This is a genomic window from Lentibacillus populi, from assembly GCA_014642895.1.
In the GTDB taxonomy this organism is placed as follows: Bacteria; Bacillota; Bacilli; order Bacillales; family Amphibacillaceae; genus Lentibacillus_C; species Lentibacillus_C populi.
The window spans coordinates 1-12,165 of record BMJD01000023.1 but is presented as its reverse complement, the minus strand read 5'-3'; the positions used below and the strand labels follow the sequence as shown (position 1 = coordinate 12,165).

Annotated in this window: 9 protein-coding genes and 1 pseudogene; 3 read left to right on the top strand and 7 right to left on the bottom strand. The window is 39.7% G+C overall.

The genetic code is table 11. The features are described 5' to 3' along the window. Window positions 1-224: 224 nt before the first annotated feature. Together glcP and IEX12_RS13715 are read left to right on the top strand one after the other, a co-directional pair. Window positions 225-1,586, top strand: coding sequence for a glucose transporter GlcP (gene glcP, locus IEX12_RS13720; RefSeq protein ID WP_102414811.1), 1,362 nt, complete (start codon window positions 225-227; stop codon window positions 1,584-1,586). Window positions 1,587-1,627: 41 nt separating this feature from the next. Then, a complete protein-coding gene (locus IEX12_RS13715) occupies window positions 1,628-2,620 on the top strand; it encodes a LacI family DNA-binding transcriptional regulator (RefSeq protein WP_088052786.1) in 993 nt (330 codons plus the stop codon). A 219-nt stretch (window positions 2,621-2,839) separates the two neighbouring features. On the opposite strand, the gene IEX12_RS13710 is transcribed toward IEX12_RS13715, so the two are convergent. From IEX12_RS13710 to gabT, 4 genes are all read right to left on the bottom strand, one after another. Continuing rightward, a complete protein-coding gene (locus IEX12_RS13710; protein WP_250889680.1) occupies window positions 2,840-3,691 on the bottom strand; it encodes a YitT family protein in 852 nt (283 codons plus the stop codon). Between the two features lie 27 nt (window positions 3,692-3,718). After that, window positions 3,719-4,507 (bottom strand): carbon-nitrogen family hydrolase, encoded by a 789-nt coding sequence (locus IEX12_RS13705; protein ID WP_102414813.1) that lies wholly within the window; start codon window positions 4,505-4,507, stop codon window positions 3,719-3,721. A gap of 541 nt (window positions 4,508-5,048) precedes the next feature. Next, window positions 5,049-6,440 (bottom strand): NAD-dependent succinate-semialdehyde dehydrogenase, encoded by a 1,392-nt coding sequence (locus IEX12_RS13700; RefSeq protein ID WP_102414814.1) that lies wholly within the window; start codon window positions 6,438-6,440, stop codon window positions 5,049-5,051. 106 nt (window positions 6,441-6,546) lie between these two features. Continuing rightward, window positions 6,547-7,860: a 4-aminobutyrate--2-oxoglutarate transaminase gene (gene gabT / locus IEX12_RS13695; RefSeq protein ID WP_102414815.1), complete on the bottom strand. Its 1,314-nt coding sequence runs from the start codon at window positions 7,858-7,860 to the stop codon at window positions 6,547-6,549. 127 nt (window positions 7,861-7,987) lie between these two features. On the opposite strand from gabT, the gene gabR reads away from it, so the two are divergent. Then, complete coding sequence (gene gabR / locus IEX12_RS13690; protein ID WP_286171154.1) at window positions 7,988-9,412, top strand: MocR-like transcriptional regulator GabR; 1,425 nt, start codon at window positions 7,988-7,990, stop codon at window positions 9,410-9,412. Window positions 9,413-9,462: 50 nt separating this feature from the next. Here the strand turns inward: gabR and IEX12_RS23870 are convergent, their stop codons facing one another. The 3 genes and pseudogenes from IEX12_RS23870 to IEX12_RS13675 form a co-directional block, all read right to left on the bottom strand. After that, complete coding sequence (locus IEX12_RS23870; RefSeq protein ID WP_371871321.1) at window positions 9,463-9,531, bottom strand: hypothetical protein; 69 nt, start codon at window positions 9,529-9,531, stop codon at window positions 9,463-9,465. 65 nt (window positions 9,532-9,596) lie between these two features. Next, window positions 9,597-9,698, bottom strand: a pseudogene (locus IEX12_RS13680) (GTP-binding protein); the annotation flags it as partial. Window positions 9,699-9,758: 60 nt separating this feature from the next. After that, complete coding sequence (locus IEX12_RS13675; protein ID WP_159457842.1) at window positions 9,759-11,423, bottom strand: metal ABC transporter solute-binding protein, Zn/Mn family; 1,665 nt, start codon at window positions 11,421-11,423, stop codon at window positions 9,759-9,761. Window positions 11,424-12,165: the final 742 nt, after the last annotated feature.

Below are 12,165 nucleotides of genomic sequence, written 5' to 3'. Positions count from 1 at the left end.
TACAACATTAATAAAGTTTTAACTATAATTAGTTTACTATGAAAGCGGTTTTTTCACAATAAATATTTATTGTTTTATTAGTAAAATACATGCATTATTTTAGTTAAAATATATGTCATTCCATTTCTTCTTTGTTTTTTACCATTAAAATAAAGGACTTTACAACAAAAAGGTGAAAGCGTATACTCAAAATTATACTACAGCTTAGAAAGGTTTGACAGAAGATGAAGAGTAAAATAATTAGTAAAAAAATGATTTTTTTCCTTGGCGCTTTAGGAGGGCTTTTGTACGGGTATGATATGGGAGTTATTTCTGGTGCACTTCTTTTTATAAAGGATGACATCCTATTAACTAGTTTCACGGAAGGACTGGTCGTTAGTTCCATGCTAATCGGGGCGATTTTTGGTTCCGGTTTCAGTGGTCCGTTGTCTGATCGCTTTGGCCGGCGCAGATTGGTCTTTATGATTTCCATTGTTTTCATTCTTGGTGCTCTTGCACTCGCGGCGGCACCCAATATGACCGTGCTTGTTATCGGCCGGTTAATAATTGGATTAGCGGTTGGTGGATCAACAGCGATCGTCCCTGTTTATTTATCAGAAATGGCACCGACAGAGCAGCGTGGTTCATTAAGTTCATTAAACCAGTTAATGATTACGATTGGTATTCTGTCATCTTATTTAGTGAATTACGCGTTTGCTCCAATCGAGGGCTGGCGCTGGATGGTAGGGTTGGCGGTTGTTCCATCGTTAATCCTGATGATTGGTGTTTTGTTTATGCCAGAGAGTCCAAGATGGCTGCTTGAACATCATAGTGAAGCAGCAGCACGGGCAGTAATGAAATTAACACGAAAACCGGAACAAATCGATCCGGAAATTGACGAAATGAAAGAAATCAATCGTCTATCTGATAGTACCTGGAAGGTGTTATCATCCTCCTGGCTACGACCCACTCTTATTATTGGCTGCTGTTTTGCACTATTTCAGCAGATTATTGGGATCAACGCGATTATTTATTATGCGCCAACCATTTTTAGTGAAGCTGGCCTTGGTGATGCAACAGCCATTTTAGGAACGGTTGGAATTGGGACCGTGAATGTGATCATTACGATTTTTGCGATTATGATTATTGACAAAATTGATCGAAAGAAATTGCTTATTATCGGAAATGCTGGTATGGTAGCTTCATTAATTATCATGGCTGTCTTAATTTGGACGATCGGGCTTGAGTCAAGCTTTGGAGCATGGATTATTGTTGCCTGCCTGACATTATTCATTATTTTCTTTGCATTTACATGGGGACCAATTTTGTGGGTGATGCTTCCAGAACTATTTCCAATGCGCGCCCGTGGTGCTGCAACCGGAATTGCTGCGCTTGCCCTTTCCATTGGAAGCCTTTTAGTTGCACAATTTTTCCCAATGATGTCAGATGTAATGGGAATTGGGCAAGTATTTCTTGTTTTTGCTGTTATCGGTATCGCAGCACTTATTTTTGTAATCAAATTTTTGCCGGAAACTCGCGGGCGGAGCCTTGAGGAAATTGAAGCAGAATTACGACGCCGTACTTCTGCAAAAGGGGTGAAGGAATAATTGCGGTTTCCAGATTAGCAGAAAGAATCGGAGCTGAGTAGATGGCAACTATAAAGGATATAGCAAAAAAGGTAAATTTATCAATTGCTACCGTGTCACGGGTGCTTAATGATGACCCGACACTGTCTGTTGGCGAAGAAACGAAAAGGCGGATTTTTCATGCCGCAGAAGAGTTGAATTATCAAAAACATTTGATGAAAAGGGTAAAGAAGCAACTGCGAATAGCGATCGTTCAGTGGTACACTGAACAGGAAGAATTAAATGATATGTACTACTACGCAATCCGTGCAGGTGCTGAAAAGCAAATAGAAAACAAACAATATGAGTTTATCCGGTTATTTCAGCATGCTGACCAAAAGATCATTAAAAAGATTGACGGAATTATTGCGATCGGAAAATATTCAGAATCACAAATGAAACAACTGCAGCAATGGTGTCCAGCTGTCTGTTTTGTTGATAATCGTTATGCCTTTCCTATGTATGATTCCGTTGTCGGGGATTTTCATCTGGCAACGGTAAGTGCCTTAGCCCATTTTATTAGCCGGAAGCATACGAAAATCGGCATGTTGGCTGGTGAGGAAAAATTTACAGATTCAACGGAGATGCTTGCGGATCCAAGATATGAAAGCTTCCGGCGATACATGAAGGAAAAGCAATTATTCAAAGAAAAATATTGCTTCAAGGGACCGTTTTCTGTAGATTCTGGTTATCAAATGATGGAAAATGCAATTCGGACCTTAAAGGATGATTTGCCTTCTGCCTTTTTTTGTGCAAATGACTCCATTGCAATTGGTGCGCTTCGTGCATTAAGCGACCATCGCATTGACGTACCTAATAGGGTTGAAATTATCGGTTTTAATGACGCTAGTGTAGCCAAGTATGTTTCCCCATCACTAAGTACAGTAAGGGTTCCTACTGAATTAATGGGAGAGACAGCGGTGTCGTTATTGGAAGATCGTATTTTTTACGGGAGGACTGTTGCCAAACAGGTAACATTGGCGACTGAGCTAGTTATAAGGAACAGCAGCCGCTGAAATATTTTTGCTTAAGAAAGGTATCGGATAGCCTCCGATACCTTTTTTCATCTACCTATTATTTCCAGGGAAAACGAAACTTTTTCACCTGCTTATTCGTCTATTGATGTAGCGGATAAAAAACGACGACTTATAAATAAAGAAGATGTGGAACGATTCGCTAAAAAAGGGAGGCAATAAGCCCTTAATTGTCTCCCGGGTTTACTTTCTTTCAACAACTTATCCCTTCGCCAATGTACCTTTATACCCTTTGCGAAAAATTTCCTGTACACCATGAACAGTAACGTAGGCATCTGGATCGATAGCCTCTATAATTTTTTTTAAATGAACAATTTCCTGCTTGTTAATAACAAGATACAGTACCTCTCTGTCTGCTTTTGTATAACCACCTTTTCCTTCCAAGACAGTGATCCCGCGAGCCATTTTATTCGTTACCTGATCAAGTACTTCATCCGGTTCACTGGAAATGATCAGGACCGCTGATCGTTCGTTAGTACCTTCCACAATGACATCAATCACTTTTGCCCCTACATATACGGATACTAATGTGTACATGGCTTTTTCCTGACCGATAATAAAGGCCGAGCCTGCAATCACAAGAATATCAATTACCAGCATTCCTTTGCCGACACTCCAGCCGAGTAATTGGTTTGCCAGGCGAGCAAGGATTGCTGATCCACCAGATGTACCACCAGCGCGGAAAATCATGCCAAGTCCGATCCCGACGGTTAATCCGGCGAACAGGGCTGCAAGTAATGTATCACTATTAATTTCCTTCCCAATATCAACCGTTACATGCAGAAAGATGGAGGAAAAAATAATGGAAACGATTGTATACCAGATAATTCGTTTGCTGAAAAAGCGGTAGCCAATTGTGACTAGTAAGCTATTGAGGATGAAATTAACAATTCCTGGTGACCATTCGAACAAATAGTACGTTACAATTGTAATACCGGTCACTCCGCCTTCGGATAAGCGGTTGGGGATGGCAAAGTAGTTAATTCCCAGCGCAAAAATAAGAGAGCCGATTATAATCAGGATGATATCTTTTGCAGTTCGATTCATTACCATAAACCTCCTTATCCGATCAGTAAAGTCCTATTCGTACATTTCCGGAACCCTGCTTGCAAACACAGGCACATCTCTTCTGATTTTTGAAACAATGGACAAGTCCAATGTCGTCGTGATTGTCCCCGTATTTTTTGCACTTCCCGTTTTAAGTTGTGTTCCCCAGGGATCAATAATCATGGATTCTCCAGCATATTCTGTACCGTTATACGTACCAACAGCATTACTGGAGACCACGAAAAATTGGTTTTCTATTGCCCTGGCAAGCTGCAGTGCTTTCCAATGGTCTTTTCGAGCGGCCGGCCACTCTGCTACAATATGCATAACTTGCGCACCGTCCAATGCCAGCTGTCTGGAAAGTTCCGGGAAGCGCAGATCATAACAGATAATGAGTCCCATTTTAACATGATCCAGTACAAATGTATGTACTTTTTTTTGCCCGCCAGTTAAATACTGATGTTCATTGAGCATTGGTACAAGATGAATCTTATCATACTGGTAGACGAGCTCTCCGTTACGATCAAATACAAGACTAGTATTATAAAATTTGTCCGCTTTTTGATTGCCGATTGATCCGCCAACGATATTAATGTTATGGGTTTTGGCAAGGCTGCTTAGGAAAGAGGCTGTTGGTTCCCCGTCCCGATCAGCCGTATTTGCTAGTTCTCCTAGTGCATAGCCTGTATTCCACATCTCAGGCAAGAGTACTGTATCAGGCTGTTCTTCTTGCACAACGTTCTCAATCCACTGCTTTACATTTTGTCGGTTCGCTTCAGGGTTCCCTGCAATAATTTCCATTTGATAAATAGCATATTTCACCTATCATCCACCCCTTCTTCTTTCATTGTGAGTCTTTTCTCTATCATAGTATAAAGTGGATGGAGTTATCATGTTCTTTGTTTACTTTTTAAAAATTTATTATGGTACTTTAGGCAGGCCGCCATAAAAATAGATGACTAATGAGTTCGAAGTTATAAATCAAAAAAGTGTTGTATAGGAGTGAAGACAAATAGAAATAAAAAGTAGTTGCAAATCCCCAATATTAGTGATGAAAGAATAAAATTGGCAGCTAAGCGTTACAGAATATACATAGCGCTTACCTCTGATAGAATCTTACTTAGATAGAAAGAACACTGCAAGATTGTTAAAAATGGTTAGCATCCATTACTTGATGAAGCATAGGTAAAAGAAAGCCCAAATACAATATGTCGTCAACCTGTAGGGGATTTGGTCTTTACTGATTGAAAAACTAGAGACGTTCAAAAAGTCAAAAAAAACCAGCCCCGAATTAAGAATTTCTTCCAAAAGGATACGTTACATTAGGGCTGGCTTCCTAATCATATTTTTTCAACTTTAAAATTTACAATCCTCCAACAGACATATACTTCGTCTCTAAGTAAGGTTCAATACCTTCAATTCCGCCTTCACGTCCAAGGCCGCTTTCTTTCATTCCGCCAAATGGTGCATGGGCAGCTGAAGGCCCTCCATCATTCCAGCCGATGATACCGAATTGCAGATGATCATGCAGGTAAGTGCCTGTCCGGTAATCGTTTGTAAAGAAATAAGCCGCAAGTCCGTATGGTGTGCTATTAGCCAGTTCAACAGCTTCTTCAATCGTTTTGAAACTTGTGATGGGTGCTACTGGGCCGAAAGTTTCTTCATGCATGATTGTCATATCTGTTGTCACATTTTTTAAGACGGTCGGATAAATAAAGAAAAAGCCTTTCTCTTGATCGGCATCATATTTATCTCCTAACACGACTTCTGCACCTTTTTCTTTTGCATTATTAATTTGGTCAACAATTTTAGTATAACCCTTTTCGTTAATAATTGGTCCAACGTCTATTCCATCGTTTAGACCATTTCCAACGGTGAGTTTCCTTACTTCAGCAACAAACTTCTCAGTGAATTTATCCACGACATTTTCATGGACAAGTATCCGGTTAGCACAGACACAGGTTTGTCCCGCGTTTCTAAATTTTGTGCCGACGGTTTGTTTAGCTGCATAATCAAGATCCGCATCCTCTGCTACAATCAATGGTGCATGGCCACCTAATTCCATTGTGACATGTTTGACTGTATCAGCACTGTTCTTGATGAGATTTTTACCGACAGGGGTTGATCCGGTAAATGTGATTTTACGTACATAATCACTATTGGTGAATAAATCACCAATAACACTGCCCCGTCCGTTTACGTATTGGATGGCATCTTTCGGAATACCCGCTTCATGTGCCAGGTCAATGAACTTCATCCCTGTCAATGGCGTCTCGGATGCAGGTTTGACGATGAACGTACATCCGGCAGCCAGGGCAGGTGCTGCTTTTCTGGCCATCATCGCTGCTGGGAAATTCCAGGGGGTGATGGCTGCAACTAGTCCGATTGGCTCTCTCGTAACAATAATTCGCTTTACTTCAGTGTTAGCTGGGATCGTTCGTCCATAAACTCGTTTTGCTTCTTCTGCATACCAATCAAGGTAGGCAACGGAATAATCGACTTCACCTAATGATTCACTTAATGGTTTTCCATTTTCTTCTGTCATGATTTTTGCTAATTCATCTTTGTTCTCGATTACCTTTTCTGACCATTTTTTAATTAGGCGGGATCGTTCATGGGCATTTATTTTTGACCATTTTTTAAAGCTTTCATGGCCGTCCCTGAGAGCCTGTTTGACTTCCTCATCCGTATTAATTTTAACCTCCTGGATCAATTCTCCTGTTGCAGGATTGGTGACATTAAAATAACTTGCCATAATCGGTAAAGCTCCTTTCGATAATTAAGATTAGATACATCCAATGTTATGCTGCATGCTTTACAGTTGTTGATATTCCCTTATTCCCTAATGAAATAACATGATATTAATGGGAAACGTCGGCAAACGCCTTTTCCAGAATATTTAACCCCTTGTCCAGTTCCTTCTCTGTAATAACGAGTGGTGCAAGGAAGCGGATAACATTGCCTTTGATACCAGCGGAAAGTAGCAGTAGACCATTTTCGTTAGCATATTTGATAATGCTGTTTGTTTTTTCCTTATCTGGAGCTTTGTTTAGGCGATCCTCAACGATTTCCACAGCGACCATGGAGCCAAGTCGACGGATTTCACTTGCAAATTCGTGTTGTTCAGCTAATTCACGCAGTTTTGCTTCGATTTTTTGTCCGATCATTTCTGATTTTTGATTTAAATTTTCTGCTTTTATAATGTCGATAACAGCTAATGCAGCAGCGCATGCAACCGGATTTCCTGCATATGTTCCACCTAATTCCCCGGGAGCTGCAGCACTCATGATCTCTGTTTTTCCAACAACACCGCTCAAAGGTAAGCCGGCAGCCAATGATTTGGAGACCGTTATGAGGTCCGGTATGACATCAAATTGTTCAATAGCAAATAATGTACCCGTACGCCCGAATCCTGTTTGAATTTCATCGGCCACAAAGACGATACCATGTTCTTTGCAAAATTCATGGACAGCTTGAACGAATTTTTTCGGAGGAATAACAAAGCCGCCTTCACCTTGAACTGGTTCCATGACCACGCAAGCTACCGTTTCTGGTGCAACGGTAGTAACAAAGAAATCCCTAAAATCTTCAATGACCTGATCGACATAGGCTTCTTCAGTCATTCCTTCTGGTCTATGGTAAGTGTATGGATATGGAGCTTGGTACACTTCCGGTGCAAACGGGCCGAAGCCAAATTTATATGGCTTTACCTTACTGGTCATACTCATTGTCATGTTTGTTCTTCCATGGAACCCGCGGGTAAATGAGACAACCGCCTGTCTTTTAGTATAGCGCCGAGCAATTTTAACCGCATTTTCAACGGCCTCGGCTCCAGAATTTAGTAATAGAGCTTGTTTATCAAAATCGCCTGGTGTAATCCTGCATAACTTTTCAGCAAGCTCAATGTAGCCTTCATACATCATCACATTAAATCCGGGATGTAAAAACTTTTCTGCTTGTTGTTTGACTGCTTCGGTAACTTTAGGATGGCTGTGACCTACATTTAAAGTACCAATCGCTCCGGCAAAGTCAATCCATTCATTCCCATCGATATCTGTAACCGTTGCACCAGTTGCTTTTAGCGCAATGTTCTGGTTACCGTTACTAACCCCTCTTGGGATAAACCTTTCCCGTTTGCTTTGTAAATCGGAACTGCTTGGATGTATTGTTGTCATTTTATTTTTCCTCCTTTGCTTGATTAAGATTTTTTTAACTTAAATATGGTAATAGTATGACAATAATCTGGTACAATGAAAAGTACCAGTTGTTGAAAGATATAGGAACCAGATGGAGGTGAATTTTTTGCAAGTATTCAATTTAGCTAGCAATAGCAACGTGAACTTCAAATATCAGCAAATTTATAATTGGGTTAAGGAAAATGTGTTGGCAGGGAAACTGCGGGCGAATGAAAAGCTGCCGTCCAAAAGACAATTGGCTGATGAATTAAAGGTTGGTGTCAATACAGTTGCCAACGCTTACGAACAACTACTTGCGGAGGGATATATTTATACGGTTGAGCGTAAAGGATATTTTATTGAAAACATCACTGTCTTTTCCAATCAGGAAAAGGCTGTTCAGAGCAAATTGCCCAATGATCTAAAGGAAGGAAACGATAGTAAAGAAGGATGGCTCTCCTTATCACATATGTCAGCAGATATTTCCCTGTTTCCTTTTAAGGATTGGATGAAATGCGAGAACAGAGCAATAGATGAACATAGAAGGGAACTAGCTGAGCTTGGCCATCCTCAAGGCCCTTATCTGACAAGAAAGGCCATTAGCCGAATGATTGCTTTAACGCGTGGAGTAGTTTGCGAACCGGAACAAATCATTATCGGTGCCGGCACACAATTACTAGTCCAGCAATTGATGGAGATGCAAAATAAAAAAAGCATCATAGCTATTGAAGATCCTGGTTATTCCCGCCTTTATCGATTATTGAACGATATGGGATTTACCGTTAATCCGATAGAGCTGGATAATAAAGGCATCAATATCAAGAAAGTAGAATCGTCAAATGCAAATTTTTTATTTGTTACACCATCACATCAATTTCCGACTGGTAAAATTATCCCGGTGACAAGGCGGATAGAGTTATTGAACTGGGCAGCGGGCGCTGAAAACAGATATATTATAGAAGATGATTATGATAGTGAGTTCAAGTATGAAACAAACAGTATTCCTTCCTTGCAGAGTCTTGACCGTAATCAGCGTGTCATTTATACTGGTACGTTTTCAAAAACGTTGTTACCAGGTACCCGGATTAGCTATATGGTCTTGCCTCCTGACTTGCTAAGGAAGTACCGTAAGCATTATCCGGATCTCATGCAATACAGCAATTCACTTGCTCTTTTCGCATTACATTATTTTATTGAAAGCGGGGCTTATTCAAGACATATTAAACGAATGAATCATCATTACGAGGTGAAACGAAACCTATTAATCGAACAGTTGCGTAAAAAATTTAATGATCAAGTGTGCATTGAGAATATACCAGCAGGTCTTCATTTTATAGCTCAATTCAAATCTGTTAAAACGTATGATGAAATCGAAGCCTGTGCTAAAGAGGGAAGGCTTGAACTATATACGATGCGGCGCTTCATGCTTAAAAATAAATATAAGGAAAATGGCAGGATTGAGCTTGTTATTGGTTTTGCTAATATTGACGAGGGTGAAATCATGGAGGCGGTGGAGAGGCTGTATTGGGTTATCGTATTTGACGATGGATAAGTGCCTGTCAGCTAACGTAATCATTACGTTTTAATGTATAAAATTTTTCACTACTGAAAACAGTAGTGAAAGCCTTTTATCAATTCTTCGATGTTCAAGTCTTTTCCAATGAAAACCATTTCGCTTCGTCTTTTTCCTTGGGCAACCATTTTCGATCATTTGTACTGAAAAGTAACATATTCGGGTCATCGTTAAGCACCCTGTTTAGTAATGTCTTTTTTCCTGAACCGAGAAAGCCAGTTAGAATCGTAACCGGGATTCTATTGTCTCTCAACAAATTTACCATGCCTCCTAATATAAGTACCATCCCCAAAGCATGATTCGGCTTTGGGGAGAGAAACTAGTGCTATTTCGTAACTTGGTCGAGTATTTTGAGATTTTTATCCATTAAAGAAATATAATCTTTATTGTTTTTAATATCCTCTTTCGTTAGTACAGATAGGTTGTGAATGGTTAAAGCTTCGGCACCAATCTGTTCCTGGATAACCTCTGAGAGACGGTTTGGACTGTTCTGTTCATATAAGATATAATCTAAATCAAATTTTTCTGCCTGTTCAATTACTTCCTTTAATTCTTTTTGTGACGGTTCCTCGCTGGTAGATAAACCACTTATTGCGATTTGTTTCACTCCATAGCGCTCTTCCCAATATCCGAAAGCAGCATGTGGTACAATAATGTGTTTGTTCTCCTTTGTTTCCAGCAATTGTTGGTATCGTTTATCCAAAGCGATTAGTTCTTTTTTCAACGCTTTAAAGTTTTTGCTGTACCTGGCTTCCTCGTCTGGGTTTAATGCAATTAATTCATCCCTGATGATTTTGGACACTTCTATCATACGTAATGGATCGATCCAAATATGCGGATCGTGACCACCTGTATGATCATCAATCACAATGGTTACCGGATCTGATTCAGCGATAACATTATGATTTTCATCAAAAAGTGCTGCTTTAATTTGCTGGCCGTTAGTAGCAGTTTCTCCTTTATAGGTATTGCTTAACTGACCTGAAACGGTTTCCCAATCTTTTGCATCAGGATTTAATGTATACCAATGCCAATGATTATGACCAGATTCATTACTATGGGCTGCCGTTAGTTCAATTGTATCTCCAGTATGGTAATGAGCACGCAATCCCTCAATGGTAATCGATTTATGGTCGTGTTTTTCAGTACGACCATGCTCATGATCCTCACTCCCATGGTCGTGGGCTTCTTCCCCGTGTTCATCGTGTTCATGATTGTGACCGTGATGATCATTAATCGCAATGGTTACAGGCTCTGACTCGGCAATAACATTATGATCCTCATCAAAAAGAATCGCCTTGATTTGCTGACTATCTGCAACCGCCTCGCCTTTATACGTATTGCTTAACTGATCCGAAACGGTTTCCCAATCTTTTGCATCAGGATTTAATATATACCAATGCCAATGATTATGACCAGATTCTTCCTTAGGACTTGCAGTTAACTCAATCGTATCCCCGGTATGATAATGGTCTTGCAGTCCCTCGATGGCAATAGATTTATCGGCGTGATTATTGCCTTCTTCGTGGCCATGCACGTCTGTTTTTCCATGATCATCTCCTTCTTCGCCATGATTGTGTTCATCCTTATTTTCATGATCATGCCCTTTATGTGAATGGCCATGGAATAGATCTTCATGCTTACCAATTTCAATTAACTTTACATCTTGTGACCCAAGCGCATCTGCAATACCTTCAGCAAAACCTTCCATACCAGCACCTAAGTAAATGAATGCATCACTTTTCGCAATAGCTGTCATTTCTTTTGAGGTAGGTTCATATGTATGCGCATCTGCACCAGGTGGAAATACCGACTTTGCTGAAACTGTATCTCCGCCAATCTGTTCAACCACATATTGAAATGGATAAACTGTCGTGTACACAGTCAATTCTGGGTCATCAGATTTAGTTGAAGCTTGATTGGATGGCGTACAGCCAATCGTGATCATCCCCACAATGAATAGCAGGGTTACAACTTGAAAAATTTTCATTTCTCGCATCCTTCCTTTTCAAAAAAGTGAATTTTACTTTTACATCATACCGTAATGATTACGATTTGTAAATAGTAATGATTACGGTTTATTTTTATTAAGGATAAAGAACTTAATTAAGAAGGGGATGGAAATGTCTAATGTGCAGGTACCTGACATGATAAATAACGAGGCAAAAAAGAACCATAATACAACGTAATTTTAGTACGTAGAATACAAAAATAACCACCTTTCAAAAGATTAAGGTGGTTATTTTTTTTAAAACTCCAGTGTAAGCTGTCATTTGCAGGGGTGTTGCCTCAATATTGATTGAGTCGGTACGCTGTAAGTTTTTCGTTTAACTTAAAAATAGAAGAGCAGGATGATTATTGATTTGTAAATCGTAATAATTACGAATAATGTTGCATATTCTATTATACGAGGTTATCAGTCAGCATAATAAGAGAAATAGCATCTCTAAAAAAGTTCTAGTATTTCATAAAGAAGAATAGGATGGATTGGGTACAATACGCAAAGTCGAACTAATTATTTCAGTAGAATTAGTAGATTGGCGTCAAAGGAGGAGTATTAAAATGCTTAGTAAAAACCACTTATTGATTGATATTACAGGGTTATTTATTTTTTGTCTAGTTATTTCAATTACCAGTATGTGTCAAGTTTTTCTCGACGTTGCTTTCATACCAATATTTCAGGCGCTCCCATTTTGTACACCTTGTTCGGCTACCGCGCTGTCGCTTGCTGG

Excerpts from the sequence above, each read along its gene's own strand:
- glcP (WP_102414811.1), top strand. The coding sequence starts at position 225 with ATGAAGAGTAAAATAATTAGTAAAAAAATGATTTTTTTCCTTGGCGCT.
- IEX12_RS13700 (WP_102414814.1), bottom strand. The coding sequence starts at position 6,440 with ATGGCAAGTTATTTTAATGTCACCAATCCTGCAACAGGAGAATTGATC.
- IEX12_RS13675 (WP_159457842.1), bottom strand. The coding sequence starts at position 11,423 with ATGAAAATTTTTCAAGTTGTAACCCTGCTATTCATTGTGGGGATGATC.
- IEX12_RS13715 (WP_088052786.1), top strand. The coding sequence starts at position 1,628 with ATGGCAACTATAAAGGATATAGCAAAAAAGGTAAATTTATCAATTGCT.
- IEX12_RS13710 (WP_250889680.1), bottom strand. The coding sequence starts at position 3,691 with ATGGTAATGAATCGAACTGCAAAAGATATCATCCTGATTATAATCGGC.
- gabT (WP_102414815.1), bottom strand. The coding sequence starts at position 7,860 with ATGACAACAATACATCCAAGCAGTTCCGATTTACAAAGCAAACGGGAA.